Origin of the sequence: Pseudomonas saxonica (assembly GCF_007858365.1) — a bacterium.
GTDB classification, from domain to species: Bacteria; Pseudomonadota; Gammaproteobacteria; order Pseudomonadales; family Pseudomonadaceae; genus Aquipseudomonas; species Aquipseudomonas saxonica.
The window spans coordinates 1-26633 of record NZ_VFIO01000012.1; the positions used below are offsets into that span (position 1 = coordinate 1).

Genomic DNA, 26633 nt, shown 5'->3' on the forward strand with positions numbered 1-26633 from the left:
CGCCGCGACGGGCCATCCTTGGCCCGATCGCGGCTGGCTCGGCGTCCTGCCTCGCCACCCCCATAACAGCACCTGCGTTCAGCCTCCTGTGATGGGCCCCAGTGTCGTCCCCACTGTTTCGGTGGCAGCAGTGAGATTGTTTTGAAGCTAAAAGCTAAAAGCTAAAAGCAAGAAGCTAGACCTACTGCCCATCTGTTCCCATCAGTGACTGGACATACTGCAAGTCGTCCACAGTATCGACATCCAGCACGGTGCCTCTATCCGCCACCGCAACCCTAAGCACCTGATTATTGGCTCGATGAGCCTCAACAATACGTGCCGCCCCACGCTCACCAGAGAGTTGCGCCAACTCGTTGAAACACTCCGCGCCGAAGGCCACCGGATGGCCCTTTTGCCCATTCCAGGTGGGCACCACAACAAGCGCCGAACCAAGACCTTCAGCGACGCTGCGCAGACTCATGGCGCTAATCAACGGCAAGTCGCCGGGCAAAATCAGCCAGCCACCCGCGTCGGGCGTGGCCCGCACACCGGCAGCGATGGAGTCGCCCATGCCCTCGCCATCGGCCTTGGTCACTACATGCCACGGCAAACCAGACGCTTGGGCCGCGCGAATGACATGATCAAGTACGGTGAGCCCGCACAACGGTGTCTGCAGCTTGTTCAGTGTGCCACCCGACGCGATAAACCGCGTTGAACGGCCCGCGGCAAGGATTAGGACGACAGGCGAGTGGGGCGTGATCATGGGAAGACCTTGTTGATGATTTTTTGAAATGTTCAGGCTTGACGATGGGGCCATTGGACTAACCCCTGGCAGCCAGTGTTTCGCAAAGTGTCACAAGTTGCAGTTTCAGCAGGTTACCCGCATGGCTGAGTCCCTGCAGGCCGTAGAGCGCCAAAAATACGCCCTGAATATCTGGCAGGCCACTGTCCGCTTCCAGCACTTTATGCTGCGCATTGATGACTCGCTCTGGCAGCAAACTGATACCCAACCCGGCGGCCACGGCAGCACAAACGCTGGCCAAGCTGGCACTTGAGTAACTGATGCGCCAGTTCCAGCCACCCATTTCCAAATGATGAAGCATTTCATTGCGGTACAAACCGTCTACGGGAAAGGCCACCAGAGGCAAGGGCTCACGTCGCAACGCGGGGGTTGAACGGCTATCCACCCAACACATGCGCTCTGGCCAGCATCCCAGGCAATCTGTGCCCGGGCCCATCTGTTTGACCAGCAACAGGTCGAATTCCCCCTGACGATACAGACGCATCAGATCCGGGCCCAAACCGCTGGTGACTTCAAGTCGTACGCCCGGATGCTCCAGACCGAATTGCGCGAGGATAGGCATCAGGCGTTCAGCAGCAAAGTCTTCAGGCACGCCCAGACGTAATACCCCTTCACTTTTCAGATTGGATAGCACGTCGCGGGCTTCTTCTTGTAGCGCCAGGATGCGTCGCGCATACGCCAGCAGGCGTTCGCCCTCGGGGGTGGGCATGACCCGACGCTGTTCGCGGTCAAGCAATTTGCACCCAAGGCTGTCTTCCAGACGGCGTATTTGCTGGCTCACCGTGGACTGGGTGAGGTGCAAGCGCTGCGCCGCGCGGGTGAAGTTGGCGCAGTCCACGACCGCAATAAAGCTGCGTAGCAGAATAGGATCGAACATGGGTACCGCCATTCGCATAGCCACTGGAAGGCATGTTTATATTTAATTTCAGAATGCTAGTGGGGCTGACCATACTGGCTTTTCAATTCGTTGATAAGAGGCAGAGACCATGGCGGGGGTAGTCGGTAAAAAAGCGTTGCTGACGGCCGGACTGTTGATGGCGGGGGTGGTCATGGCAAGCGACAAGCCTCTGCTCACGGCTGTAAAAGACGGTGAGCTGGGCAGGGTGCAGCAATTGATCAGCGAAGGTGCCGACGTCAACGTCCGCACACTGGATGGCAGCAGTGCACTGCTGCTGGCCACCCGCGCCAATCAGATTGACATCGCTCAGGCACTGATCGCGGCCGGTGCCAACGTTAACCAGAAGAACCTCATCCACGACAGTCCTTACTTGTTGGCAGGTGCCAGCGGGCACAATGAAATTCTTCAACAGGTTCTGGCCCATGGAGCCGACCTCAAGAGCACTAACCGCTATGGGGGCACGGCGCTGATCCCGGCATGTGAGCGCGGTCATGTTGAAACCGTACGCCTGCTGATTGCCGCCGGGGTTGACCTGAACCATGTCAATCGACTGGGCTGGACCTGCATGATGGAGGCCATCGTGCTGTCTGACGGCGGGGCAGACCATCAGCACATTGTCAGCCAGTTGATCGACGCCGGGGCCGACCTTGACCTGCCCGACAGCAACGGCGTGAGCCCGTTGCAACAGGCGCAAAAACGCGGTCAGAACGAGATTGCCCTCATGTTGCGCAACGCTGGTGCACACTGATTGATGACGGGAGTTTGTATGCATAACGATGAGTATTACTTGAACCGGGCCGTGGAATTGGCGGCCAGGAATGTGGCTGAGGGGGGACGGCCCTTTGGCGCCGTGCTGGTGAAAAACGATCAGGTCCAGGTTGAAGCCGTCAATAGCATTCATCTGAGCCAGGACCCCACCGCGCACGCTGAAATGCTGGCGATACGCAGTGCCAGCCAGCAACTGGGAGCGCGTCTGGACGGCTGCGTGATCTACGCCAGTGGCCAGCCATGCCCCATGTGTTTAAGCGCAATGTACTTGTGCGGTATTTCACGGGTGGTGTATGCCGCCAGCAATGAGCAGGGCGAACCTTTCGGGTTATCTACCGCTGCGATTTACCGGCAGATGGCGCTGCCCTTGGGCGATCAGGCGTTGCCAGTGCAACACCTTGGCCGGCCTGCCATGGTCGGGATTTATCGCGACTGGCAGGCTCGTCAAGTGCAGCAGGCCCGAGACACGGGTTGCGAATAATCAGGCGCTGGACGTGCTTTATTGCGTCGGCTTGATCAGTTGCAACTGTTGGCGGTAATCATCCGTCACCTGTCGCGCCTGGCTGTTGCTGGTGACCACGCGCGGGGTGATCAAAACGATCAGCTCCGTGCGTTTTTTGCTTTTGCTGGTTGTGCCGAACAACCAGCGCAACCCCGGAATGCGCCCCAGGTACGGCACCGTTGACGCCGTGTCGCTGTTGTCCTGTTTGATCAGCCCCCCGAGCAATACCGTCTGGCCGCTTTGGACCGCCACTTGAGTGGATACCGAACGGGTGGAAATACGCGGGTTGCCGTTGTTGTCGGACGTGGTGCTGGTGTTGGCGTCACTGACCTGCTGCTTGATGTCCATGTACACAAGGCCACCCGGATTGATGCGCGGCATGACATCCAGAATGACCCCGGTCTGCACGTATTCAACGCTGCTCAGTGTGGTGTCAGAGACGTTGGTATTGACCGTGGTCTGGCTGATGGGAATATTGTCACCGACCTGAATCTGCGCCTGTTGGTTGTTCATGACCACCAGCGACGGTGCAGACAGCACTTGTGTTCGGCCGTTGGTTTCCAGCGCATGCAGCGCCACTTGCAAGTTGCTGCTGACGAAGGAATAGAACAACGAGTCGGTTGCACCCAACCCCGCACCGCCGCCACCCAGCGCCCCCTGACTGCCGGAGGCATTGGCCACGGTGGTGCTGGCGGAGTTGCCGGCCAGACGACCCAGATACCACTGCACGCCCAGGTCAAGCTCGCCGCTGAGGTTGACTTCGAGAATCCGTGTTTCGATCTGCACCTGCATCGGCGCATTGTCCAGGCGTTTGACGGCCGCTTCGATCTCGGCCCATTGCGCGGGGCGTGTGCGTATCAGCAACTGGTTGCTGCTGACCTGCGCCGTAATGCGCGTGCTGTTATCCAGGCGTTGGCTGGCGCCCGATTCGCTAGTTGCAGTCTCAATGCTGGTGCCTTCCATGCCCCCGGCGTTATCGTCGACCACCTCACTTTCGCTGTCATCCTCGCTCTGTTGCAGTTCACCCTGGCTGTCGTTACTGGCGTTAAGGCCCATGCCGCTTGTGCTGCTGGCGCCACCCGAGAGAGAGGACAGGGAACGGGTGCGCAAGCCGGGCGCGACCTTGGCCGCGCTCTCATCCTTGATCTGGCCGTTGCCATAGATCTGGCGCAGGTATTTGGCCAGATCAGCGGCCTTCATGTTGCGAACGTCGTACACGTACATTTGCGGCTCATTGCCGCCACCCTCATCGATGGTATGAATCCAGTCACCCACTTCGCTCAGGTAGCGCGGTTGCGATGAGATGGCCACCACCGAATTGGTTCGTTCTATGGGCAGAAAACGCACCATGCCCGCCAACGGCATGCCGCTGTCAGGACCGAAGATTTTTTGCAGTTGCGGCATCAGCTCACCCACGCTGGCCCGTTGCAAGCCATACACGCCAATAGACATGCCCTTGAGCCAGTCAACATCGAAGGTGTCGATGGTGTCCTGATAGTTGGCCAGCTCATCGGGTGTGCCGGCGAGGCTGAGCACGTTGCGCGCCGGATCGACCAGCAAAAAGGCGTTGTCGCGGGCGAAAGGCTTGAGCAGTTTCTGCATCTCGGTGGCCGAGATGTAATGCAACGGGAACAGCCGCGCCGACAGGCCAGTGGAGGGGCGTGCCACGGGCATCTCGGGCACCAGTTTGCCCGCCACCGCCTGATTGGCGGGCAGGATCACGTATCGGCTGCCCTGACGGATCATTGCGTTGTCGGTCCATGACAGCAGGGTTTCCAGAATCGACAGCGCCTGTTGCTTGTTCACCGGCTTGGACGTCGAGAAACTGACCTCGCCTTTGACGCCCTGATTGATGCTGTAGTTTTCGTGCAACAAATCGCCCATCACACTGTTGATCACGGCTTCGATCGGCTGATTGGTGAAGTTGAAAACAATGTCGCCGCTTGCGTCAGCGGGAGTGTTTGCAGTTGAGGAGGATGCCGCCGGGGCGGGAGGGCGGACAAATGTCTGGTTGCCTGTTTTGATCTGCTGGCGCGGTGAGGCCTTGGCGCTCGCACCGGTCTGCGGTGGCAGACGATCAGGTTCGCTCAAGGGCGCACGCTGCGACCCGGTGCCCTGGAGTGCTTCCTGCATCAGCGCCGGGTCGTTTTCAAAATGCTCCGGTGTGGTGGCGCAACCGGCCAGTGCAACTGCGGTGGCCAGGCACAGCAGGGGGCTGCGCAAACGGGGAAACTCTAGGTAGCGATTGTTCATGGTGTGGGTACGTCTGGAAGGGTAATTAGGGGCGCTTTCGAGGGGGGCGGAAGGCGCAGCAGGGGCAGGCGCAGTTCGCGCGTCTGGCCCTGATGACTGAAGGTGGCGTGTTGTGGCGAGGCGCCGGTCAGCGTCCAGCCATTATCGAGCGTGCTGCCGACGGCCAGTTTCAGGGTGTGTTTGCCCGGCATGCGCAACAGTACCCACTGCGCTTGCCCGGTGATGATCACGCCCGTGAGGCGGATTCCGTCGAGCGAGCCCTGGCCTTTGCCGGTGATCAGATCGGGCCTGCGCTGGGGGCTGAACATTGACTGTTGCCAGGTCAGTGCCAGCGCTTGCGAAGGCAGGGGCCGAAGGGCTTGGGGTAGCTTGACCGGTGCGGATTGGCGTGGGGTTCCAGCCGGCAGCCAGTCAACGGTCTGGCCCGCCCCCATCAACAGGCTGAGGGCCGTGGCGGTGAGCAGGGCTGTACTGATCAGTAGCACGAGAGGAAGACGGTCGAACCTCATGCTTTAGGCTTCCCGGTCGTGACAGGGCGGCGTTCTGGCTGCGTCGGTGCCAGTTGCAGATAACCGCGCAGCAGCAGATGCACTTGCAAGCGTCCAGCGCCGCCACTGGTGGGGGCTGACGTGGCGCGACGCAGGCTCAGATTATCGACGAACAGAAAGGGTTGCCCGTATTCAAAGTCGTGCAGCAGGTTGGCCAAGGGTTCCATCGCGCAGTCCAGGGTCAGACTGACTTTTACCTGACGATACGGTTCGGCGCTGTCGTGCTCCGGTGTGATGGGCATGCGCTGCGTAACCTGACACCCCGGGCCCTGGTTGGCGTGTGCCTTGACCCGGTCGAGGCTGTATTGCATCAGGTCGGCGGCCACTGCACTGGGGTCTTCGCCGGGCAGCAGGCTGGAGCGGCTGGACGGGTCGCGGCGCGCGGCCTGCAACTGTTGTTGCAGGCCGGTGCGTTGTTGCACGATCCCGGCATAGCGTTGCTGTTGCGCACGCAGGGTGTCGGCCTGTTCCTCAAGGTCATTCAACGGGTCGAGAAACCAGCTTTGCACCAGCAGCCACCAGGCGGCCCAAAGCAACAAGGTCAGCACGATCAAGGCCGCACCACGGCGCTCGCGCGGGGTTAATTCACGGCGCATCAGTGGCCTCCTTGCGCAGTTGCGCGCGCAGGGAAAACCGCTCTTTGCCGGTGTCGGCATCGGGCTGGATGATGCCCTGGAACTGCACGTCATCGAGGGTCTTGCAGTCCTTCATACGGGTGATCAATGCGCTGGCCTTGGCGCTTTGCCCGGAAAGGGAGACGCCACCGCCGTCAGCGATTTCCAGTTGTTCGACCCAGGTGTCGGCACCGAGGCAGCCGGTGAGGTCGACCAATACACTGGACAGGGTTGGCTGCGCGGCTTTGTTGCGGGCCAGATACTGTGCGGCGCCCTGGGTATTGCTCAATTCGCGGCGCAGATTTTGCACCGCCTGCACCTCTTCGCGTTGTTCCTCGACACGCTGCTGCATGGCTTCGACCATGCGTGTGCGTGCATTCAGCCAGAGCGCCATGCAACTGATCAGCAACAGGCAGCACGCCAGCGCCAGACAGCGGGGTAATCGAGCGTGTCGGCGGCGCGGTGGTTTCTGTTCAGTGGGCAACACGTCAACGCCCAATAGCCGGCCATCGCCATCGAGCCCGTCGACAGCATGCAACGCCAGCCCTTGTGCCGTGCAGGCGTCGATCACCGGTTGCAGCCGTTCGCGCAAAATCGCGACGAGCAGCACCTGCGCCTGTGCCCCGAGCTTACCGGTGACACGGGCGACGTAGTGCATCTGATCGCGAGGGAAGGGCGTGTATTTATCCAGCTCAAAGCCAATGACGCTGTGCAGATCCCGCAAGGCCGCGGTGGGCAGCAACAGCGTCTGGGTCAGCAGCATGTTCACTGGCAAGACCAGAATCAGCCGCTCGTTTTCATGCACATCAATCGGCCCGGTCAATGGCCAGTGGATCAATCGCTCGTTTGCCTGCTTGAATAATCGCGCTCGCGCAGCCGCAGGTAACAGGGCGTGCAGTTCGTTCAGCCATGCCAGCCATAACTGTCGGGCACGGCTGTCCCGCCATTGGCCATTTAGGTCAGCCTGGAGCGGGGCGAGTCGCTTTGAAAGTAAGTGCTTCATTCTTGCCAGCGCAGGACCCGGTAAGGCCTCACACCCTCCTTCGATGGGTTCAGTAACAGCGTGACGCTGAGCGTTTTGCTAAAGCCGCCGGGTAATGTTGCCCGGCTTTGCAGGGTGATGACGGGGCCAGCCTGCGTGGTCGTACCGCTGCTTTGAGGCAGTTTCAGAGCACGGCGTAACCAGGGCGAAGCCAGGCGCGCATCCGGTGCGGGCAGTCCGCTCCACAGGGTCAGGTGCGCACTGGCGCAGGTGTAGCGGTGCTGATCCATGCCCGCCAGTTCGCGCACTTCCTCAATCGTGCGCAGGGGTGCCCGCTCGCCTCTACGGCGCTGGTTCAGGGCTTGCGACAGTTGCGCGGATTGCTCGGCCGAGCCGCCGCAGGCCACTACCAGCCGTGCCAACGAGTCGACGGGAGCTGCGTTAATGTCCAGCTTTCCCGCTTCGCTGGTCAGGCTGACCGCCAACGAGGCTTCGTCAAACTGCAGCGCATGCGGTTGACCGTCTGCACGCCAGTGGCGCACGGGGTCGCGGTCCAGTTGCGCCAGCACTGCCATCCCGATGCCCGCTTCGGCCGCCAGCAGTGCCTGGGTCTGTTGGCGCTGCCATAAGGCTTGCCGATTTTGCAGATGCACCCAGCCCACCAGTCCGGCCAGCAAGGTGCTCAGCAGCGCCAGCACCCATAGCACCAACAACAGCGCCACACCGCGCTGGCGCTTCATAACGTTCGAGCCTCAGATGCCAGATCAAGGCGCAGGTCGATACTTTGCAACGGCCACGTCACCGGCCCTGCCAGCTGTACATCGACGCGCACACTGATCGGCAAGCGTGCGGGCCAGGGCCAGTGGTCCAGCCAGTCGGTGGCCTCACCTTTGGGCGAGATGCCGCGATAGCTGAAGTTCACGCTGTGCACTTGATGCAGCAGCACCTGCGGTTCTTGCGCAGGCAGCAAAGCCTGATTGCGCAGACGTTGCACAATCACCTGCAACCGTTGACCCGCCGCCAGCGTCACGCTGTAGCGATACAAACCGCCGCCCAGATGGGCCGAGAGCGGCGCGTAAAAATGCACGCTGTGTCGCTCGCCGACGAACACCGGCGCCTGCGTAGCATCGGGGCCGGAGGCTGCCAGCGGTAACGTCTGGCCGATGGCGGTGTGCAGAAAGTTCTGCGTGGAGCGCACCTCATCCAGTCGCGTGCTGTAGCGTTCGGCCTTGACCATCGCTCGATTGGCGCCGGTGATCGCCCCTGCAATCAGGGCCAGCAAAATGCCAAGCAGGCTCAACACCACCAGCACTTCGAGCAACGTAAAACCTTGCGCAGCACGCTTCATGGGTTCACCCCCGAACCGGCACTGCGCACTTGCAGCGTGCTGTAGTGCGCGTGCCGAGTGCCGTCGCTGAGCTCAAGCTCGAGTCGCCAGGCCGTAAGCGGGGCATTGCCTGCCGCTAGCGCACTGACATTCAGCCGCCACGTCACCCCCGACCAGCGTCCTTCCGTGACGCCCGCCTGCAAGCGGCCCACGTTGGCTTCGGCCATCAGTGAGCGCGCTGTCAAGCTCAGCCGATCACTGCGTTGTGCCTGTTGCAGGGCGCGGGCGCTCTGCCCGAACGCGGCCACCAAAACACTGCTGCACACCGCCAGCACGGCGAGGGCGGCAAGCATCTCCAACAAGGTAAAACCTCGCTGGCCGTTCACTTGAGCGCACGCAACTGAACGCTGCCGGTAAGCCAATTTATATCGACCCGCCACTGTTGGGCGTCGCGTGTCAGCAACAGATTGCCGCCGCTGGAGCCGCCATCCGGGTAAAACTCAAACGCCGAACCGAGCCCTTCTGCGGTGTGCAGTTGCACGTGCATGTCTGCGGGCAACTGCCGGACTTTTTGCAGGGGCCCCTGAAAGCGGCCGCTGTTCAGATCAAAACGAGTCTGCGCCGGCTGCCCCGTCACGATGGCCTGAACCCGTGCCGCGCGCAGCGCATGAACCACCTCGCTCAACGCGCGGCGCTCATGGGCGCTGTGCAGGCCTTTGCCCACGCCTAAGCCCACCAGCGCGATGCTGATGCCGATCAGGGCAATCACCACCAGCAACTCGAACAGGGTAAAGCCGCGCGTGCGGGGCAGGGGGCGCATGTTATTCCCAGTTACCCAGGTCGGCCTTGTAGCCATCGCCGCCGGGTTGACCATCTTGACCGAAGAATATCAGGTCGAAGCTGCCGTGCTCACCGGGGTATCGGTAGCCGAATGGATGGCCGAACGGGTCCTTGAGGTCGCTCGGTTTGGCGTACGGCCCGGCCCAACCGCTGCTGTTGGCAGGCTTGGTGATCAGCTGCTGCAAATTGGCCGGGGGCGTGCCGACATCCAGGCCGTAGCTTTCGACTTTCATGCCGAGGCTGGCCAGTTGAGCCTTGCCGGCGCCGTACTTGCCTTTGTCGACGTTACCGCCGACCTGACGCACCACAATGGTGGCCACAATCCCCAGCAGTACAATCACCGCGAGCATTTCCAGCAGGGTGAATCCGCCCTGACGACGGCGTTGGGCGGGTTTGAATCGAGTCATAGGGGTTTCCTCAAATATTACTGGTCAGGCTCATCAGCGGGAGCATGATGGCCAGCATGATCACCGCCACCATGACGGCCATGATCACGGTCAAACTGGGTACGAGTGCTGCAAGCATGCGGTCGATGCCACGCTTGGCCTCGACATCGAAAACGTCGGCGACTTTGAGCAGCATGCTGTCGAGGTTGCCGGCCTGTTCGCCGACCTCAATCATTTGCAGAGCCAGCTCGGGCAACAGCGGTTGCTCACCGAAAGCCTGAGCCAGGGTGCCGCCAGCCTTGACCCAGTCGGTGGCATGTTCGACCTGAGCACGCAGCGCATGGTTGCCACACACTTGGCGAACAATGCTCATGGCCTGAAGCAGGGGCACGCCGTTGTTCAGCAAGGTTCCCAGGGTGCGGGCCAGTCGGGCGGCTTCGACACGTTGCAACAACGGGCCGATGACCTTTAGCGTCAATATGCGGCGGTCGTGTCGCTGACGCCGTTGTGGGTCACGCCTCAACACTGCAATGCCCCAGATCGACGCCACACTGGCCCCCAGCAGTAGCAGGCCGTAGGCACTCAAAAATTCGCCGAGCCACAATATGGCCTGCGTGATCAGCGGAATGGGCACGCCCAGGTCGCGAAAGATCGGCACAAACTGCGGCACAACATAGGCCAGCAGCAACGCCAGCGAGCCGAGGACGCCGACCACCAAAAAGATCGGATAAATCAGTGCATTGATGACTTCGCCGCGCAGTTTCTGGCTGCGTTCCAGGTAGTCGCTGAGCTGACGCAGGGTGTTCTCCAGCGAACCCCCGGCTTCACCGGCACGCACCATGCTGATGTAGAGGCTGGAAAACTGCCCGTGCTCCTCTTCCAGCGCCTGACTCAAAGGCTTGCCCGCTTTGACTTGCTCGCGCACGCGTTCCAGCAGGGCCTGACGCTTTGCATCATGGTTCTGTCGCAACAGCGTGCCCAGCGCCCGCTCCAGTGGCTGGCCGGCACCGATCAGCGTGGCCAACTGCTGGGTAAAACTGACCAGCGCCGCACCGCTCAGGGCACTGCGCCGCATAACAATGCCCGGCCCGCTGCTGGCACTGTTTTGCAGGCTGAGCAGCAACAGTCCGCGTTTTTGCAGGGTGGCCGCCGCTGCGCTTTGGTCAGCGGCTTGCAGTGTGCCGTTTTGCGCAACGCCATCGGCGTCCAGTGCGCGGTATTTGAAATGCGCCATGATCAATCGCCGCGTGTCACACGCAGCACCTCTTCGAGTGACGTGACACCGGCCACGGCCTGCCGCAACCCTTCTTCGTAGAGCGTACGCAAGCCGCCGCGGCGGGCGGCCTGTTCGAGGGTTGAGGCATCGGCCTGACGCATTAGCAGGCTGCGCAGTTCTTCGTTCATCACCAACAGTTCAGTGATCGCACTGCGCCCGTGATAACCGCCGTTGGCCTGATCGCTGGCGGGTTGGTAGAGCATGATTGGACGTTGATCGGTAAAGCGCTCCAGCCCATGGGCCGCCACCAGTTCGGCGGGTGCTTCGAAAGCGATGCGCGTGGCGGGATCGAGCCTGCGCACCAGTCGCTGGGCCAGAATGCCTTTGACCGTTGAGGCGATCAGGTAGCTTTCGACCCCCATGTCGAGCAGCCGCGTGATACTCGCAGCTGCGCTGTTGGTGTGCAGGGTGGAGAGTACAAGGTGGCCGGTGAGCGAAGACTGAATGGCGATGCGGCAGGTTTCCAGGTCGCGCATTTCACCGATCATGATCACGTCCGGGTCTTGACGCACAATGGAGCGCAGTGCACCGGCGAAGTCGAGGCCAATGGAAGGCTTGACCTGAATCTGGTTGATGCCTTCGAGCTGATACTCCACCGGATCTTCGACCGTAATGATCTTGCGTTCGGCGGTATTGAGGCGTGACAGCGCGGTATACAGGGTGGTGGTCTTGCCCGAGCCGGTGGGGCCGGTGACCAGCAGAATGCCGTGGGGGTTTTCCAGCACGTCGAGAAAGTTCTGCAAGCGCTCGCCGTCCATGCCCAGGCTGGGAAAGTCGAAACTGACGGTCTGACGGTCGAGCAGGCGCATCACCACTGACTCGCCGAAACTGGTGGGCACCGTACTGACCCTCAGGTCCAGCTCCTTGCCTTGAATGCGCAACATGATCCGGCCGTCCTGAGGCAAGCGGCGCTCGGCAATGTCCAGCCGGGCCAGAATTTTCAGGCGCGAAATAATGGCGGCCGAAGAGCTGGAGGGCGGCGCCTCGGATTCGTGCAGCACACCGTCAATGCGGTAACGCACTTTGAGTTGGCTTTCGAAGGGCTCAATGTGGATGTCGGAGGCGCGCTGTTCGACTGCGCGTTGCAGGATCAGGTTGACCAGACGGATCACCGGCGCTTCCGAGGCCAGGTCTTTGAGATGTTCGATGTCATCTTCGGCGCCGCTATGCTCGTCCAGCGTCTCGATCAGCGAGCCCATGGCCGAGCGGCCCTGACCGTAGAATCGTTCGATCAGCACGTCCACGTCGCTGGCCAGCCCTACCGACACATACACCGGCGTCTGGCAGGCGTAGCGCACGGCTTGTAACGCATAGGCGTTGCCGGGGTTGGCCGTCAACACATGCACACCGTCAGCATGGGTGCCGATCGGCAGCAGTCGGTGATGACGCATAAAACGCTCACTGAGGCTTGGCAGCGCATCGACGGGCAGCGGTACGGCGTCCGCCATCAGCAGCGGTGCGCCAAGGGTCGAGGCCCATGCCCGGGCTACGTCCAGTTCGGACACCAGCCCCAGGCGTGTCAGCAGCTCAGTCAATGAACTGCCCGCAGATTCTTGTGCCAGACGGCGTGCCCGGTCCAGGTCACCGGTCTTGAGGCCTGCATGGGCCAATAACCAGGCACACAAGGCATGAGCCGAGTGCTCACTCAGGTGTTCGAGGTGGACGGGAATCAAAGATGTGGGCACGAAGTGACTTCAAATAACGACGAACAACAAGGGACTAAATCAAGACCCTTGTCATTCGTGGGTAATAATTAAGTGCGAATAACGTTAGTTGTTGCGAGTGTCGGATTTTGCTGTCGGGCGACCGCGTTTGTTTTCGTCCGCTTTAACTTGTTTATGTGCCTTGTTATCGACTTTTTCCTTTTTGGTCTGAGTCATTACGGTGGAGTCAGGTGCGCCTGATGCGGTATCTGTCGTATTCGATTCTGCAGCCATTGCCGTAGTGGCTATTGCGAATGTCATGGCAGCGACAGCACCAAGTAGTGGCAATTTCATATTAAATATCTCCGTGCGGGTGGCAGTGTTGAAATGATGGCAACTTTGCTGTGCAACGGCTCCGTCCAAGGCGATTCCTTCTCAGGTGCCCGAATTCAGAGGGTTGCAAGGGTCGTCGACAAATTCACTAAACCTACAGACATGTTGGTTTAGGAAGAGTTCAGCAAATGTATCAAAAAATTTCAATATTTTACCAAATGTATATTTTTGTTTGACTTCAACTAAAAACAACTGCCTTAATTTAAATGGAGCGGGGGTCTACCGCGCTATTAACTGGCACTGTGCCAGTAACTTTGTTTTTATTTAGTCTGTCGCCCAAGTTCATTGCTTGCAGGTGCGTCATTTTTCTTTGTCCGCTGTTTCTGTTTGAAGCCTCGGTATAGGCGAACTATTGCCTTGAATAAAGAGGTTTGGCCTGTCAACTGCGGCAATTGCGCGCGGCGATATATGGAGCGTTATTCTGATGCGAACCCGTAGAACTTTAGGTGCTCATTCGGCACTGGCTTTGTTGGCTCTTGCAGTCGGGCACGCCAACGCGGCGTCGACCACGACTCAAGAGCAATTGGCCGCCAAGGAAGTTCGTGCTGACAAGGCCGCCGAAAAAACCCTGGCCAAGATGACCCAGGAAGAGAAGTTGGCCTACATCGGCGGGATCGGTGGCTGGGACGTTAAACCACTGACGCAATACGGCGTGCCGCAGATTCATGGTGCCGACGGCGGCGCCGGGATTCGCTACACCAGCGAAGGTAACGACTCGGGTGTGGTCTATCCGTCCGGCCAAAACCTGGCAGCCACCTTCAACCCGCGTCGCGCCATCGACTTTGGCCGTGCGCTGGGTTACGACACCGCCACCGGCGGCTATCAGTTCGTCACGGGGCCGGGCATGAACCTCTATCGCATGCCGTGGAGCGGTCGTGCGTTTGAATACCTCTCCGGTGAAGACCCGTTCCTGGGAGCCAGCCTTGGGCCTGCGGTCATCAACGGTATCCAGCAGCGCCGTGTCTGGGCTGAAGCCAAGCACTATGCGGCCAACGACCAGGAAACCAATCGCTTCATCCTTAATCAGGTGATGCCTGAGCGTGTGCTGCGCGAGTTGACCTTGCCGCCATTTGAATCGGCCACCAAGAACAGCACTGTGGCAATGATGATGTGTGCGTTCCAGAAGGTGAATGGCGAGTACGCGTGCGAAAACAAACACCTGATCGCCCAGATCCTGAAAAAAGAGTGGGGTTACAAAGGTCTGGTACAAAGCGACTACAACGCCATTGTCCACGGTCTGCCGGCGGCTCAGGCAGGCTCCGACCTGGACATGATGGGTGGCCAGATGAACAGCTCGGTGCTCAAGCCGTATCTGGACAGTGGCGAGCTGGACATGGCAACCGTTGATGACAAGGTTCGCCGCATCCTCAAGAACATCTACCTGTACCAGTTCGACAAGTTCGCACCGCTGACCACGCACAACATGAACAGCGCTACCAGTAACAAAGTTGCGCTGAACATCGCCCGTGAAGGCATCGTGCTGCTCAAGAACCACAACGACGTATTGCCGCTGGACAAGGCCAAGGTCAAACGCATCGCAGTGGTCGGTGATCTGGCCAAGTACGCGCCGCCCACCGGCTTCGGCAGTGCCCACGTTGACGCCACCCGTTACATCAGTGAGCTGAGCGGTTTGCAGCAAATGGCTCCCGGCGCCAAAGTCGAGTTTCTTGATGGCCTGTCGCTGGACCCGACCGCGTCGCAGTGGACGACCCACGACAGCAAGGGCAACGCTGTAGCCGGCATGAAAACCGAGTACTTTGCCAATGCCAACTGGTCCGGTGACCCGACGGCGACGCGCATCGACAGCTACGTCAACATGGACTGGTCCACCGACGATCTGCCTAGCAACGGCGATACGGCCAACACCTCGATTCGTTGGAGCGGCCAGATGACACCGGTCACCAGCGGCGAGCAGGTGTTCAAGGTGCGCGCTGACGGTGCCGTGCGTTTGTGGGTCAATGGTGAAAAGATCATCGACAATGGCGATGGCGAAAACATCACCAACAAGAGCATCCCGCCGACCATTCCGGTGTCGGGCAAGATCAAGCTGCAAGCCGGCAAGTCTTATGACGTGAAGCTTGAGTACTCGCGTCGCGACGGTTTCCTGTCCACCATGGGCGGACTGGTAGGCGTACAAATGGCCTGGGCTTCGCTGGCCGCACCCCAGGACCTGTCCAAATACGACGCTGTAGTGGTTGCCGTGGGTAACAGCAACGAATACGAAGGTGAAGGTTTCGACCACAGCTTCGACTTGCCTGAGTACCAGAACGAGCTGATTCGTAACATCGCCAAGGCCAACCCCAACACCATCGTCACTCTGCACGGCGGTACCGGCTTGAAGATGAGCGACTGGATCGATCAGGTGCCGGCTGCGCTGCATGCGTTCTATCCGGGGCAAAACGGCGGTCAGGCATTGGCTGAAATTCTATTCGGCAAGGTCAACCCGTCTGGCAAGTTGCCGATCAGCATCGAACGCAACATCGAAGACAACCCGTTGTACGCGGACTTCCCGAACTTCGACAACACCCGCACCCTGAAAGAAATCAGCTACAAGAACGACCTGACCATGCTGGGCTATCGCGGTTACGACAAAACCGGCACCAAGCCGTTGTTCGCTTTCGGCCACGGCCTGTCGTATACCCACTTCACCTACAACAACATCTCGGTGACGCCGGGTGTTGCGGTGGGCAATACGCCGATCAAGGTCTCCTTCGACCTGACCAACAGCGGCCAGCGCGCCGGCTCCGAAGTGGCTGAGCTGTATGTCGGTCAGCAGAACCCTACCGTTGAACGCGCGGTCAAAGAACTCAAGGGTTACAAGAAAGTCTTCCTGAAACCGGGTGAAACCCGTCACGTCACCATCGAACTGAATGATCGTTCGCTGGCTTACTTCGACGACAAGAGCAAGCAGTGGGTGGTCGATGCCGACACCTTTAACATCAGCCTGGGTGCCGCATCGGATGACATTCGTTTGCACGCCAAGCTGGTCAACTCATTCCGTCAGGAACTGTCTACCACCACCAGCAACCCGTTGCCCCGTTCGGCCTTGAACTCGGTCAAAGTCACGCTGCCAGCCGTCACGACCGGCGGTGTTTTCGACCAGAGCGAGAACGTCAATGACAATAACGGTGATGCCGATTACGAAGGCAACGCTGACTACTGACCGTAGGGGCGCCAGGGCGTGAAAGCCAGCCCTCGGTTTTGTTGCCACTGAAATGAGCCGAAGCCCCGGGGTGATCCAGCGATAAAGGATCACCTCGGGGCTTCAGGCTTTAATGTCCCGCTTGACCGAAGCCATAAAGCTTTCAAAGCGCGAGATCAGGTCGACTTTTTCCGGAAACCGCAGCCACTGCAACTGCAAGCCGTCCATCATGGCCAGCACGTGGGCAATCGTTGCATCCAGATCCACATCCCCGCGCACTTCACCCGCTACCACCAGATGGTCGAGGCGGGCGCGCATCCGCTCATGGATAGCCTGGTAGCGCGACTGATACCACTCCCAGGCCGGATGGGTGTCCACCAGGCTCTCGGCATTGAGAATACTGAACGCCCGAATCACACCCGGCGCTGTCGCGTTCGATCGATTGATCTGCTGCAACCCTTCAATAAAACCATCGAGCGTCGGCTCAGTCTGTGCCGCGTCGGAGGCTCTCTGGTTAATTTCGTCGCGCCGGGTCAGCACCGCCATCAGCAGTGAGACTTTGTTGGGGAAATGATGAAGCACACCGGCGACCGAGATGCCGACGTGTTCGGCAATCCCGGCAATCGACGCCCCGGCATACCCCTTGATTGAGAACATGACCAGTGCGGCATCCAGCAGTTCTTCGCGACGTTTCTCGCCTTTGGGCGCTCGGCGTGTTCGGGGGGCAGTGTCTGATGTATTTTCGGGCATAAGTGATTTCCTGGCGCTTCCCTTCGTTTCAGGTCTTGCAGCGATTCGAGCAGGTGCACATTGTATAGGCGTGCGGCCCCATACCTCGACAGGTCACTTGTGTAACGGTGCAACTGATTTTAATCAAGCGAAAATGGCCAGCCCCAGGTGCAGGCCAATGGCCCCAACCGTTCCACTCGGTCAGGTTAAGGCACTGGCTGGGGTTTCTGCACGAAGAGGGCCTCGCAGATCAGCGCTCAAACGGCACTGCTGGCCGCGAGGTTGCAGTATTGCCCTTTGTAATACAGCAACGGCTGCGTCGACGCTGCTACTTGCAGGTTTAACGCTTTCACTTCACCCATCACGATCAAGTGATCACCCGCGACGTATTCGGCGTGAATTTCGCAATCCAGCCAGTGCAGGCTGCCGGCAATCAGCGGATTGCCCAGTGGTGATGCCTGCCACTCGACACCGTGCCATTTGTCCGTGCCCCGAAGAGCGAACTGGTTGGAAATACTGACTTGTTCAGCGGACAGGATATTGACGGCGAATCGACCTGCCTGGCGTATCCGGGGATAGCTGGCCGAACGGGCCATGACACTGAACGACACCAGCGGCGGATTCATCGACACGCTATAGAACGACTGGCAAGTGAAGCCTATCGGTTCGCCTTCAACGCAAGAGGTGATCACCGTAATACCTGAGGCGTAGTGCCCCAGGGCTTCGCGAAAACTCAATGGATCGATAGCCATGCAGGTAAGAGACATGAACAAGCCTTAATAGGGGGCACTCGTTTGAAGTTCTCTTCGGACGATGTCCGCACCTGCAGTCAATGCCTGTAACTTGCCTCTTGCGATTTGGCGAGGGAGAGGCGCCATACCACAGTTGGTGCAGGGATACAGTTTGTCGGCATCGACGAACTTCAGGGCTTGTCGCAGGGTGTTGGCGACTTGCTCGGGTGTTTCAATACTGTGAGACGCCACATCGATTGCCCCCACCATTACTTTTTTACCGCGAATCAGTTCCATGAGTTCCATAGGGACATGCGAGTTATGGCACTCCAGTGAAATGATGTCGATGCTGGATTTTTGCAGCTTGGGGAACGCTTCTTCATATTGACGCCATTCTGACCCCAGTGTTTTTTTCCAGTCGGTATTGGCCTTGATGCCATAGCCATAGCAAATATGCACCGCCGTTTCACATTTCAGGCCTTCAATGGCCCGTTCTAAAGTGGCCACCCCCCACTCATTCACCTCATCAAAGAACACATTAAAAGCGGGCTCGTCGAACTGGATAATATCCACGCCGGCAGCTTCTAATTCATGGGCTTCTTCATTGAGAATCTTGGCAAATTCCCAAGCCAGTTTTTCGCGGCTTTTATAATGAGCGTCATGCAGGGTATCGATCATCGTCATGGGGCCAGGCAGCGCCCATTTAATAGGTTGGCCTGTGTGCTGACGTAAAAACTTGGCATCTTCGACAAACACGGATTTTTGCCGACTTACGGCCCCCACGACCGTCGGTACGCTGGCATCGTAACGGTCACGAATTCTGACCGTCTCGCGTTTTTCAAAATCAACGCCGTTGAGGTGTTCAATAAAGGTCGTGACAAAGTGTTGGCGAGTCTGTTCACCGTCACTGACAATATCGATGCCCGCCTGTTGTTGTGCTTGCAATGACAAAAGCAAAGCATCCTGTTTGCCTTCAGCCAATGTTTCTTCTTGCAGTTTCCAGGGCGACCACAGTGTCTCGGGTTGTGCAAGCCAGGACGGTTTAGGCAAGCTGCCAGCAGTTGAAGTGGGTAGTAATTTTTTCATGAAAGTTAGCCTTGTATTTCTTGACAGTCAAAGGGCGTACTGCGAGGACCACTGCTCCAGCAGGGCATGGTGGGGCTTGATGAAGTGCTCCTCCACGAACTTGCCCTGTTCAATCGCCAGTTGGCTACGTTCTTCTCGATCATAAACAATTCGAGTCAGTGAATAATCCTGGTGCTTCAAACTTGGCTGATAGGATTTTCCTGCGGCCGAATTGGCATTATAGATTTCTGCACGGTAGATCTTTTGGAACGTGTCCATCGTGCTAATGGTGCTGATCAGTTCAAGCGCCGTGTAATCGCGCAGTAAATCGCCGGAGAAATAAAAAGCCAACGGCGCAACACTTTGTGGCGGCATGAAGTAACGAACGCTTAACCCCATTTTTTTGAAGTAATCATCCGTCAAGGAGTGTTCATCCTGCTGGTATTCAACACCCAGTACCGGGTGTTGGTTTTCAGTCTGATGGTAGGTCTTGTTGCTCGAAACGCTCAGGCAGATGACAGGCGGCTTATGAAAGTTGTCGGTGTAACTGCTTGAATTTACGAAGCACTTGAACAACTGCCCGTGCAGGTCACCAAAGGTCTCGGGCAAGCTGAACTCGGCGCTGTCTTTATTGTGCGCCTGCAACAGCACGCTGAAATCATAATCGCGTACATAAGAGGAAAAATTGTTCCCCACTATGCCGTCGATACGCTCATTGGTTTTATGATCAATGATCTGTGTTTTTAGAATTTCAATCAGGGGTATGGCAGAGCCAGTGCCCGGTGTATCAATGTTCATTTCGGCTGAAATAATATCGATTTCAACTGAGTAGCGATCGCCGGTGGGGTTGTCCCAATGGGCCAAGGCATTGAAACGATTATTTATCATGTTGAGGGTGTTGCGCAGGTTCTCCTGGCGACTCTGGCCTCGGGCCAAGTTGGCAAAGTTAGTGGTCGTGCGGGTGTTTTCAGACGGCTGATAATGTTCGTTGAATGGAATGCTCTTAATGGTAAAGGTAAAGTGATTCTTCATCTTGATTCGGTGCCTTGATGACTGAGGTTAAATCTGATGGCGGACGGGAAGTGTCCAGCTGCATTTCAGATTCTCGGCGGTTCACTCAGTTGTCTTGAGAGTGTTTGTTAGGGCCTAGTTTAGGCTGAGGCATTGAGATGAATACAATGAATTGATTTCACTGAATCGTTAGCGCTGTTCATGATCGGGCGCGGTCAGTGGTGCAGCGTCTTTGGACAGTCTCTGTACTCCGGATTTCCCTTACACCCGTATCAAAGGCCGGGTTTCGGCGCTGCGATTAAACAGCGACATGCCGGTCGCGCGCCGGTACTCGCTCGGCGTTTGGCTCATTTCAAGACGAAAATGACGGTTGAAGTTCGAGATATTTTCATAGCCCACTTCAAAGCAAATGGTGGCCACCGACAGTTCGGTTTGCATGAGCAGCCGACACGCACGCTGAACCCTCAACTTGCGCATAAGGTCGATGAAACCGTGGCCGGTAATTCGTTTGAAAAAACGCGAAAACCCCGGTTCGCTCATCTTCAACTGGCGAGCAATGACGGACACCCTAATATCACCTGTGAGTTCAGCCAGCAAATAGTCAAACGCCTTGTTTATGCGCTCTGAACTGTGCGCATTGAGGGTGGGGCTGTAGCAGGCGCTGGCCAGAAAATGCACCTCTTGCGCGGGTGCCTTGATAAAGACATTGATCACTTGCAGAAACAGAATCAGCCGTTCCAGGCCCTCAGCCAAACCGATGGCTTCGAGCAGGTGGGCGGCCTCTACCGCGGTTGAACCGGTAAACGTCAGGCCGCGGCGGGCCCGCTCAAACAAATCCTGCAAGCCACCCAGTTCCGGTAGTGTGCCGCGCAAGGCCAAAATCGCAGCACCATCAAACTGCAACACCACATCACGCCCGGCCAAGTGCTCACCGGGTGCCACGTCGCCAATCCAGTCATGGGGCAGGTCGGGGCCAATCAGCGCGACATGCCCCGCCGCAAACGCACCGATGTAATCGCCCGCCACCAACTTGCCGCTGCCTTGGCGAATCAGATGAATTTCAAACTCGGGATGATGGTTCCAGCGTGCCAGCGCATACGGGTAGTCATGCTCATACCAGCGAAAACACTGATGAGGCTCAGGGAGAATGACCTCCAGTTCGGCGGGCCGCTGTTCAAACAGGGCGGCTCGGTGATCAGACATAGCTTGCCCTTTTTATCGTTATGTGTGCGATGAGTCGCAGCAACATACGCGTTTGTGGTCGGCGGCGGCTAGATCATCCATTGCGCAGGGCGGATATTTTTTTAACCCAGGGCTACCCGATTAAAAAAGTATCAGCCGGGCATCCGCTGTGCATTTGTCGGGTAATTTTTAACCTGTTGAAATCATCCCCAGCCTTGATGCCCACGGGCATTGCCCTCTAATAAAAACGGATGAATAACCCATGAAACGACTGGAAGGTAAAAGCGCGTTGATAACAGGTTCTGCCCGAGGCATCGGCCGCACCTTTGCTCAAGCCTACATTCGCGAGGGGGCTACGGTGGCCATCGCCGACATCAACCTTGAGCGCGCCCACGCCACGGCCCTGGAGTTGGGGCCGCAGGCTTTCGCGGTCGAAATGGATGTCACCAGCCAGCGCTCCATCGACGATGCGCTGGGCGCCGTCATCGCGCAGACGGGCAAACTGGATATTTTGATCAACAATGCGGCCCTGTTTGACCTGGCTCCGATTGTCGGCATCAGCCGGGACAGTTTTGAGCGTCTGTTTGCGATCAACGTCGCGGGCACCCTGTTTACCTTGCAGGCGGCCGCCAAACAGATGATTAGCCAGGGGCATGGCGGCAAAATCATCAACATGGCCAGCCAGGCCGGTCGCCGGGGCGAAGCGCTGGTGGGGGTGTATTGCGCCACCAAAGCAGCGGTGATCAGCCTGACCCAATCTGCGGGCCTAGACCTGATCAAGCACGGCATCAACGTCAACGCGATTGCCCCCGGTGTCGTCGACGGCGAACACTGGGACGGCGTAGATGCACTGTTTGCCCGCTACGAGAACCGCCCATTGGGCGAGAAGAAAAAAAGCGTGGGGCAAGAGGTGCCTTTTGGTCGAATGGGCACTGCTGATGATTTGACCGGAATGGCCATATTTCTGGCGTCCCCCGACAGCGAGTACGTGGTAGCCCAGACCTACAATGTCGACGGGGGCAACTGGATGAGCTGAGGGTGGCCGTGTGGGCGGGCGGTGCGGGCGGCAGAAGTACAATTGCCCGCTGCTCCCGGCCCTGTCTATTTCATGAGATTGTCAAAATCACTGCTGGAAAAGGGAAGTTTCGGATTGTCGAATTGACCCAGGATATGCAGGTACGGGTCCAGCCCAGCAATGTGTTTTTCAAGCGTTGCACGTATTCTATGAATTCAGGTATACAATATAAAGGGCTTAGGTTTGTTTTGCTTATTCTTTTGTTCATGATAATAATCTACCTTCATATCCGCCCTGGATAATTCCTTGTCAATTTCTATCTGCCAGCCCTCACTATTACCCATAATAGCTTTTATTCCGGTCAGAATATCTCTCTTGATTTCAATAGGTAAGTGGTACGTAAATATCGATTCGTTTCTTTTGTGGGCGTCCAGATTGTTTGCGCCTGAAACAGCGGCGCTATCGTTTTTCAATATATTAACATGCTTTAAATTTAAGCTTCGGGATGCACCATATAGCATGCTTGCCTGGGAGTTGGTATGGAAATTAGCATGCTTTCTTATATGTCTGGTGTCGCAAAAAGTAAAACCTATATAGTCGTCACTTATATCGCTTGCGTTTAACTTTGATAACAGTTGTAAGTGAGCAACGGGAACATTGCTACCCTGGCCCGGGTGCATTATTGCGTTTCCGGAGTCATGGGTTTTATTTAAAAATTCTTTTTGTCCCCAGCCAAAATCTATCATGTCACCCCTGTCAATAGAAATCGGGTATAAATCTATCTGTCCTGTTTTAATATTTAATGCGCCTGTATACATATTTCCTGGTGATGAGTGGCTCAGGTAGTAATCAACTGTTCCTTTATAAGTACGCCCTTCAGAATCCTTTATGTCTTTGCCAGGACTAATCTTTGGCATATCAAAATTGATCGTGGCCTTACCCACAAGAGCGTTTTCGCTTCGCGTATCAACAATATGATAAATATGAGATTTCTGCGGATTAATTGAATCGCCTGAATAGCCGGAGCTGGAAGCTATGGTCGAACTCTGATTCTGCTGGGCAACCTGCTGCTGCCTTCCGATCAAAGAGGACAGGAAAACGGGCTGTCGCGAAGCTGTGGCAGGCGAAACCTGCTGATTTATTGGATGCTTGGAATCATCTCTATCAGGTAATGAACCTCTACGCTGATGATTTCTTTCACTAGGATGTTTGTACATAGAACAACCCTTTTATTGATTGAACTCCATCAGAGACTTAGGCGGCGTTGCCCCATCGCTAGCCTTAAAGGCTGCTCGATCGTCAGGGCGCTGCTTATGTTCACCTGAGTGGTTCAGCTGATTTTTTGAATATAAGACCATTATATTTTCCAGGTACAACCATCCCTGAGCGAGTTGGAACCTCTACCAGTTAAAGCCATGTTAGCTAGGGCATCCCTAACACTGTATATTCACGGGTGGCAAAACTAACTGCGGCCACATTACTACACAGCTTAGCTGATATCTTGGTTACCGTTTTCCCGTTGGTCTTCCAGACCATTTCCGACACAGATCAATAAACTTGAGATAGCGCAGCCTGGTTTATAGGCTCATAGAGCGCTTTGGAATAACTGCAACACTTGAAACGTGAGGCAGAGAGCCAGCCACCGGTAGAATCCAGGCGCTCACACCCAAGGATTCAAGCGAAGTACCCTTACAACGTCCACCTGCGGCTCAGGTAAAACCTGAAGAATCGGTCAACAACGAGATACTGTACGAACAATGGACCCTGATCGTGACATGGCCGGCTGGTGACCCAACAGGGTGTGCCCGGTTTCTTCGCGGTGTGACACGATGATCCGCTTCGACGCGATCTGGTTCGCCACCGAGCCCATGCACATGAGGGCCGGCACCGAGTCCGCTCTGGCGCGGGTGGTGGCCGTGTTCGGTGCGGCGCAGCGGCACTGCGCTTATTTGTTTGCCAATCGTCGCGCCACTCGCATGAAAGTGCTGGTGCACGATGGGCTGGGAATCTGGCTCGCGGAAAAATCGTTCCCCACTCATACGGCAAGATACCAATACCCACATCATCGAGTTCTCAGAAAGTCTTCAATCGTACCCAGTTTACTTACCCAATGATGGGCGATATAGGCTATTTCCCTTTCCACCATTGTGTAAAAGCCATCCTTGGTAGCGATATAGATATATCCGTTTAGTTCAGTGATGGCATTGAAGTCAGTATTCAGTTCTTTTCGAGTGATGACAGTGAAACCTTTCAATTGGTTGCCCGTGACAATCATTATTTATGCCTTCTAGCTCAGTACCGACACACCCGTATCCCGCTACGGTCTAACGAGTTGTAAAGCAAGTGCGTTTAAGCGGACATTGCCCTAAGTGACAAAGGCTTCAGACGCGCTCTTAGGCCATGCGTCGTGTGCATATGCTTCAATTCTCGTGAAATAAATCTTTATTAAATGTATCAATGACGTCTTTGAATAACTGAATATTTGGTATGTTAAGCACCGGAGGAAGTTGGGCGAGAGGGTGTTGCATCAATGGGTGATCAAAAGTCACGGGGTTTTTAAGGTTAGCCCATTCTCTGATTCTAAGAAATGCAAGAATTTCATAAGGGAAAAGCATGCGTTCCTCATAATCAAACTCTAGTACATCATCCTCTTCGGAGGAGAGAGTTTGTGCTAGGTGGAAATTGGCCATTTGTGAGATTACTTCTTGCAAAACAGTCTGGTCTGAAGTGTCCCAGCTCTGAAGCGCTTGGTCATAGGGTGAGAGTGTTGTTGGGTACGAGTATAATGATGTATCAATTTTTTGTCCGATACTGGTTGCAAAGAGCTCTAGTAAAAACCAAAAGTGACGAAATAATTTTCCGGCCTCATGTTTTTCATTTCTCCGGAGTTGCAGTAATGATGTATCTAAGCCTGTTTTTAATATGTTGAAGCGTGAGGAACATTCATCCTTCCAGCCAGAGATTGCTGCCATTGAAAATGATAGGGCTGATACAGCAAGTAGCATAGATGCTCCGCTATCACTATCAGCCAGTAATTTTTTAAGCTCCAACATTTGACCGTAATGGAAAGAGGCACGTGCAAGCTCTTCGTAGTCGGGATCACCATTAAGTGCAGTATTTTGATAATTGATAAGGTGCCAAGTTGCCAAGTTTTCCGATTGATCACCGAGAGTATGCGAAATATCTTGGCCTTTCAAATAATCAGTAAATGCATTCATGGGCTCATCTAGGAAAAGCGCTCTTGGAGTTGGGGAGCTGACCCAATTCGATATCCATATTTTGATTTTTTTATCAAGTTTTTTAATTGTTGCTGCTGGATTGGTTTTTCTATCCGCAATACTCATTGCCGTCACCATGTGGTAGCTTTAGAAGATCTGCTTGGATGTTTACTACATCCTTTTTCAAGGTCGTCCACAAATACATCATATTTTTCATAGGTTGGTGGGAGTTTATTCTTTTTTGCATCTTGCAGCCAACCTTGCGCTTTTCGAGCGTTGCGCATTGCTGCCGGGACTTTTCCGTAATTACCACTTCCTCGGGCCGCCTTCGCGAGCCGATCATTTGTGAAACTCTCACCACCTAAGCCTCTCTGAGCATTGCTGAGTTGACCGGGAACAGTGCCATCGGTAGTTTTTACTTCCCAAACTTTGACCTCTCCTGTTCTACTATTTCGGCCAATAAGGTCTACTCCATGCCCGGAATTGTTCTCTACACTGATGACCTCGTCGAAACCATCATTTATCAAATCCATTGACGCCAACCATTCACCGCACTTTCCTTTTTCTCTGCTGTTTTTTCTAGGTTTTACATTTCCCCCAGTTTCTCCATCTTTAGTTTCAAGTTCGCGCTTACGTGCCGCTTCTTCTCTAGTCTTCTTCTCCGCTGCCTCTTTTGCCGCCTTGTCTGCGGCTTCTTTCGCAGCTTTATCAACAGCCTCCTTACCCGCTTTACCCGACGCCTCGGCTATCTTCGCACCGTATCGGGCGGCCTTGCCAGCGGTGCCCGCATAGCCCACAAACGGAAACGCTGACAACAGCGACAAGCCAGCCCCGACATAATCCCCGCGCACAATGCTGATCGCCGCGCTGGCAATATCCGCCACTTCCCCGACCACAGGTATCAGCCCCACCACATCCAAACCCAGCTGGATGCCATCCAGCACCTGTTCCCCGGTGATGCCTTCTTCTTCCGTTTCGGCCTCTATCGGCGGATTGGCCTCTGTGGCCGCAACAGCGGCCGGGGCGGATTCCCCCACCACACGTCCGACGGTATTGCCGCTTTTGAATGAACTGAACGGTGGCATGGTTGCGAGTTCGGCCCGCAGGTAGCCCGCTCGCAAGGCTTCGTATTCGTCTTCTTGCATCTCCTTGCTGTCGTGCAGTGCGTTGCCTTGGGCATCGCGTCCGAAAATGTCGACTTGCACGCCGCCGTTCTCGCCTTGTTGCAGCATCATTTCATCGGGGCCGGCGATGCTGTCAGGGGAGCGGCGGACGGGAACGCGAACCGCGTGTATGTGCAGCGGCGGTAGGTTGAGGGCTTCTGCCATG

27 protein-coding genes are annotated in these 26633 nt (G+C 56.6%); 5 read left to right on the forward strand and 22 right to left on the reverse strand.

Annotated features, from left to right (window positions below):
- Positions 1-181: 181 nt before the first annotated feature.
- Together FJD38_RS21100 and FJD38_RS21105 are read right to left on the reverse strand one after the other, a co-directional pair.
- A complete protein-coding gene (locus tag FJD38_RS21100) occupies positions 182-742 on the reverse strand; it encodes a nucleotidyltransferase family protein (protein WP_122785597.1) in 561 nt (186 codons plus the stop codon).
- Positions 743-800: 58 nt separating this feature from the next.
- Positions 801-1658: a LysR family transcriptional regulator gene (locus tag FJD38_RS21105; RefSeq protein ID WP_146387288.1), complete on the reverse strand. Its 858-nt coding sequence runs from the start codon at positions 1656-1658 to the stop codon at positions 801-803.
- A gap of 109 nt (positions 1659-1767) precedes the next feature.
- Between FJD38_RS21105 and FJD38_RS21110 the strand changes: the two genes are divergently transcribed.
- Positions 1768-2427 carry an ankyrin repeat domain-containing protein gene (locus FJD38_RS21110; protein ID WP_146387289.1) on the forward strand — a complete coding sequence of 220 codons (660 nt, stop codon included), beginning with the start codon at positions 1768-1770 and terminating at the stop codon, positions 2425-2427.
- A gap of 18 nt (positions 2428-2445) precedes the next feature.
- A complete protein-coding gene (locus FJD38_RS21115) occupies positions 2446-2928 on the forward strand; it encodes a nucleoside deaminase (protein WP_146387290.1) in 483 nt (160 codons plus the stop codon).
- 18 nt (positions 2929-2946) lie between these two features.
- Here FJD38_RS21115 and gspD read toward each other — a convergent pair whose 3' ends face one another.
- The 12 genes from gspD to FJD38_RS21175 form a co-directional block, all read right to left on the reverse strand.
- Positions 2947-5202 (reverse strand): type II secretion system secretin GspD, encoded by a 2256-nt coding sequence (gene gspD, locus FJD38_RS21120; protein ID WP_158637868.1) that lies wholly within the window; start codon positions 5200-5202, stop codon positions 2947-2949.
- On the reverse strand, positions 5199-5711 hold the full coding sequence (locus tag FJD38_RS21125; RefSeq protein WP_146387292.1) for a general secretion pathway protein GspN: 513 nt from the start codon (positions 5709-5711) through the stop codon (positions 5199-5201). Before FJD38_RS21125 ends, gspD begins: the two co-directional genes overlap by 4 nt.
- Positions 5708-6346, reverse strand: a complete 639-nt coding sequence (gspM, locus tag FJD38_RS21130; RefSeq protein WP_146387294.1) for a type II secretion system protein GspM — start codon at positions 6344-6346, stop codon at positions 5708-5710. The genes FJD38_RS21125 and gspM overlap by 4 nt, the downstream gene beginning before the upstream one ends.
- Positions 6336-7367, reverse strand: a complete 1032-nt coding sequence (locus FJD38_RS21135; protein WP_146387296.1) for a PilN domain-containing protein — start codon at positions 7365-7367, stop codon at positions 6336-6338. Before FJD38_RS21135 ends, gspM begins: the two co-directional genes overlap by 11 nt.
- Positions 7364-8086, reverse strand: coding sequence for a general secretion pathway protein GspK (locus FJD38_RS21140; RefSeq protein WP_146387298.1), 723 nt, complete (start codon positions 8084-8086; stop codon positions 7364-7366). The genes FJD38_RS21135 and FJD38_RS21140 overlap by 4 nt, the downstream gene beginning before the upstream one ends.
- Positions 8083-8694 carry a prepilin-type N-terminal cleavage/methylation domain-containing protein gene (locus FJD38_RS21145; RefSeq protein ID WP_146387300.1) on the reverse strand — a complete coding sequence of 204 codons (612 nt, stop codon included), beginning with the start codon at positions 8692-8694 and terminating at the stop codon, positions 8083-8085. Before FJD38_RS21145 ends, FJD38_RS21140 begins: the two co-directional genes overlap by 4 nt.
- Positions 8691-9026: a general secretion pathway protein GspI gene (locus FJD38_RS21150; RefSeq protein ID WP_122785601.1), complete on the reverse strand. Its 336-nt coding sequence runs from the start codon at positions 9024-9026 to the stop codon at positions 8691-8693. The genes FJD38_RS21145 and FJD38_RS21150 overlap by 4 nt, the downstream gene beginning before the upstream one ends.
- A gap of 29 nt (positions 9027-9055) precedes the next feature.
- Positions 9056-9493, reverse strand: coding sequence for a GspH/FimT family pseudopilin (locus FJD38_RS21155; protein WP_122785588.1), 438 nt, complete (start codon positions 9491-9493; stop codon positions 9056-9058).
- Between the two features lies 1 nt (position 9494).
- Positions 9495-9920: a type II secretion system major pseudopilin GspG gene (gspG, locus tag FJD38_RS21160; RefSeq protein WP_146387302.1), complete on the reverse strand. Its 426-nt coding sequence runs from the start codon at positions 9918-9920 to the stop codon at positions 9495-9497.
- A 10-nt stretch (positions 9921-9930) separates the two neighbouring features.
- A complete protein-coding gene (gene gspF / locus FJD38_RS21165; RefSeq protein ID WP_146387303.1) occupies positions 9931-11133 on the reverse strand; it encodes a type II secretion system inner membrane protein GspF in 1203 nt (400 codons plus the stop codon).
- Between the two features lie 2 nt (positions 11134-11135).
- Complete coding sequence (gspE, locus tag FJD38_RS21170; protein ID WP_146387305.1) at positions 11136-12860, reverse strand: type II secretion system ATPase GspE; 1725 nt, start codon at positions 12858-12860, stop codon at positions 11136-11138.
- A gap of 84 nt (positions 12861-12944) precedes the next feature.
- Entirely contained in the window at positions 12945-13172 is a 228-nt protein-coding gene (locus FJD38_RS21175) for a hypothetical protein (RefSeq protein WP_122785600.1), read from the reverse strand.
- Positions 13173-13635: 463 nt separating this feature from the next.
- Between FJD38_RS21175 and FJD38_RS21180 the strand changes: the two genes are divergently transcribed.
- On the forward strand, positions 13636-16374 hold the full coding sequence (locus tag FJD38_RS21180; RefSeq protein ID WP_146387307.1) for a beta-glucosidase: 2739 nt from the start codon (positions 13636-13638) through the stop codon (positions 16372-16374).
- Between the two features lie 102 nt (positions 16375-16476).
- Here FJD38_RS21180 and FJD38_RS21185 read toward each other — a convergent pair whose 3' ends face one another.
- The 5 genes from FJD38_RS21185 to FJD38_RS21205 form a co-directional block, all read right to left on the reverse strand.
- Positions 16477-17103 (reverse strand): TetR/AcrR family transcriptional regulator, encoded by a 627-nt coding sequence (locus FJD38_RS21185; protein ID WP_146387309.1) that lies wholly within the window; start codon positions 17101-17103, stop codon positions 16477-16479.
- Positions 17104-17339: 236 nt separating this feature from the next.
- A complete protein-coding gene (locus FJD38_RS21190; protein ID WP_146387311.1) occupies positions 17340-17849 on the reverse strand; it encodes a flavin reductase family protein in 510 nt (169 codons plus the stop codon).
- Between the two features lie 9 nt (positions 17850-17858).
- The gene (locus tag FJD38_RS21195; RefSeq protein ID WP_146387313.1) at positions 17859-18899 is read right to left on the reverse strand and encodes a methionine synthase; all 1041 of its coding nucleotides are present in this window, start codon (positions 18897-18899) and stop codon (positions 17859-17861) included.
- Between the two features lie 27 nt (positions 18900-18926).
- Positions 18927-19910 carry a DUF1852 domain-containing protein gene (locus tag FJD38_RS21200; RefSeq protein ID WP_146387315.1) on the reverse strand — a complete coding sequence of 328 codons (984 nt, stop codon included), beginning with the start codon at positions 19908-19910 and terminating at the stop codon, positions 18927-18929.
- A 240-nt stretch (positions 19911-20150) separates the two neighbouring features.
- On the reverse strand, positions 20151-21092 hold the full coding sequence (locus tag FJD38_RS21205; RefSeq protein WP_146387316.1) for a helix-turn-helix domain-containing protein: 942 nt from the start codon (positions 21090-21092) through the stop codon (positions 20151-20153).
- Between the two features lie 241 nt (positions 21093-21333).
- Between FJD38_RS21205 and FJD38_RS21210 the strand changes: the two genes are divergently transcribed.
- Complete coding sequence (locus FJD38_RS21210; RefSeq protein WP_146387318.1) at positions 21334-22107, forward strand: L-iditol 2-dehydrogenase; 774 nt, start codon at positions 21334-21336, stop codon at positions 22105-22107.
- A 194-nt stretch (positions 22108-22301) separates the two neighbouring features.
- Here the strand turns inward: FJD38_RS21210 and FJD38_RS21215 are convergent, their stop codons facing one another.
- On the reverse strand, positions 22302-23303 hold the full coding sequence (locus FJD38_RS21215) for a hypothetical protein (RefSeq protein ID WP_146387320.1): 1002 nt from the start codon (positions 23301-23303) through the stop codon (positions 22302-22304).
- Between the two features lie 612 nt (positions 23304-23915).
- On the opposite strand from FJD38_RS21215, the gene tnpB reads away from it, so the two are divergent.
- Positions 23916-24200: an IS66 family insertion sequence element accessory protein TnpB gene (tnpB, locus tag FJD38_RS21220; protein ID WP_146387322.1), complete on the forward strand. Its 285-nt coding sequence runs from the start codon at positions 23916-23918 to the stop codon at positions 24198-24200.
- Between the two features lie 306 nt (positions 24201-24506).
- On the opposite strand, the gene FJD38_RS21225 is transcribed toward tnpB, so the two are convergent.
- Both FJD38_RS21225 and FJD38_RS21230 read right to left on the reverse strand, forming a co-directional pair.
- Complete coding sequence (locus FJD38_RS21225) at positions 24507-25430, reverse strand: hypothetical protein (protein ID WP_146387324.1); 924 nt, start codon at positions 25428-25430, stop codon at positions 24507-24509.
- Between the two features lie 5 nt (positions 25431-25435).
- Positions 25436-26632: a hypothetical protein gene (locus FJD38_RS21230; RefSeq protein ID WP_146387326.1), complete on the reverse strand. Its 1197-nt coding sequence runs from the start codon at positions 26630-26632 to the stop codon at positions 25436-25438.
- Between the last annotated feature and the right edge of the window lies 1 nt (position 26633).

What these genes read in the sequence shown, in the direction of transcription:
- FJD38_RS21100 (WP_122785597.1), bottom strand. Translation starts at nt 742, where the DNA reads ATGATCACGCCCCACTCGCCTGTCGTCCTAATCCTTGCCGCGGGCCGT.
- FJD38_RS21105 (WP_146387288.1), bottom strand. Translation starts at nt 1,658, where the DNA reads ATGTTCGATCCTATTCTGCTACGCAGCTTTATTGCGGTCGTGGACTGC.
- FJD38_RS21110 (WP_146387289.1), top strand. Translation starts at nt 1,768, where the DNA reads ATGGCGGGGGTAGTCGGTAAAAAAGCGTTGCTGACGGCCGGACTGTTG.
- FJD38_RS21115 (WP_146387290.1), top strand. Translation starts at nt 2,446, where the DNA reads ATGCATAACGATGAGTATTACTTGAACCGGGCCGTGGAATTGGCGGCC.
- gspD (WP_158637868.1), bottom strand. Translation starts at nt 5,202, where the DNA reads ATGAACAATCGCTACCTAGAGTTTCCCCGTTTGCGCAGCCCCCTGCTG.
- FJD38_RS21125 (WP_146387292.1), bottom strand. Translation starts at nt 5,711, where the DNA reads ATGAGGTTCGACCGTCTTCCTCTCGTGCTACTGATCAGTACAGCCCTG.
- gspM (WP_146387294.1), bottom strand. Translation starts at nt 6,346, where the DNA reads ATGCGCCGTGAATTAACCCCGCGCGAGCGCCGTGGTGCGGCCTTGATC.
- FJD38_RS21135 (WP_146387296.1), bottom strand. Translation starts at nt 7,367, where the DNA reads ATGAAGCACTTACTTTCAAAGCGACTCGCCCCGCTCCAGGCTGACCTA.
- FJD38_RS21140 (WP_146387298.1), bottom strand. Translation starts at nt 8,086, where the DNA reads ATGAAGCGCCAGCGCGGTGTGGCGCTGTTGTTGGTGCTATGGGTGCTG.
- FJD38_RS21145 (WP_146387300.1), bottom strand. Translation starts at nt 8,694, where the DNA reads ATGAAGCGTGCTGCGCAAGGTTTTACGTTGCTCGAAGTGCTGGTGGTG.
- FJD38_RS21150 (WP_122785601.1), bottom strand. Translation starts at nt 9,026, where the DNA reads ATGCTTGCCGCCCTCGCCGTGCTGGCGGTGTGCAGCAGTGTTTTGGTG.
- FJD38_RS21155 (WP_122785588.1), bottom strand. Translation starts at nt 9,493, where the DNA reads ATGCGCCCCCTGCCCCGCACGCGCGGCTTTACCCTGTTCGAGTTGCTG.
- gspG (WP_146387302.1), bottom strand. Translation starts at nt 9,920, where the DNA reads ATGACTCGATTCAAACCCGCCCAACGCCGTCGTCAGGGCGGATTCACC.
- gspF (WP_146387303.1), bottom strand. Translation starts at nt 11,133, where the DNA reads ATGGCGCATTTCAAATACCGCGCACTGGACGCCGATGGCGTTGCGCAA.
- FJD38_RS21175 (WP_122785600.1), bottom strand. Translation starts at nt 13,172, where the DNA reads ATGAAATTGCCACTACTTGGTGCTGTCGCTGCCATGACATTCGCAATA.
- FJD38_RS21180 (WP_146387307.1), top strand. Translation starts at nt 13,636, where the DNA reads ATGCGAACCCGTAGAACTTTAGGTGCTCATTCGGCACTGGCTTTGTTG.
- FJD38_RS21185 (WP_146387309.1), bottom strand. Translation starts at nt 17,103, where the DNA reads ATGCCCGAAAATACATCAGACACTGCCCCCCGAACACGCCGAGCGCCC.
- FJD38_RS21190 (WP_146387311.1), bottom strand. Translation starts at nt 17,849, where the DNA reads ATGTCTCTTACCTGCATGGCTATCGATCCATTGAGTTTTCGCGAAGCC.
- FJD38_RS21195 (WP_146387313.1), bottom strand. Translation starts at nt 18,899, where the DNA reads ATGAAAAAATTACTACCCACTTCAACTGCTGGCAGCTTGCCTAAACCG.
- FJD38_RS21200 (WP_146387315.1), bottom strand. Translation starts at nt 19,910, where the DNA reads ATGAAGAATCACTTTACCTTTACCATTAAGAGCATTCCATTCAACGAA.
- FJD38_RS21205 (WP_146387316.1), bottom strand. Translation starts at nt 21,092, where the DNA reads ATGTCTGATCACCGAGCCGCCCTGTTTGAACAGCGGCCCGCCGAACTG.
- FJD38_RS21210 (WP_146387318.1), top strand. Translation starts at nt 21,334, where the DNA reads ATGAAACGACTGGAAGGTAAAAGCGCGTTGATAACAGGTTCTGCCCGA.
- FJD38_RS21215 (WP_146387320.1), bottom strand. Translation starts at nt 23,303, where the DNA reads ATGTACAAACATCCTAGTGAAAGAAATCATCAGCGTAGAGGTTCATTA.
- tnpB (WP_146387322.1), top strand. Translation starts at nt 23,916, where the DNA reads ATGATCCGCTTCGACGCGATCTGGTTCGCCACCGAGCCCATGCACATG.
- FJD38_RS21225 (WP_146387324.1), bottom strand. Translation starts at nt 25,430, where the DNA reads ATGAGTATTGCGGATAGAAAAACCAATCCAGCAGCAACAATTAAAAAA.
- FJD38_RS21230 (WP_146387326.1), bottom strand. Translation starts at nt 26,632, where the DNA reads ATGGCAGAAGCCCTCAACCTACCGCCGCTGCACATACACGCGGTTCGC.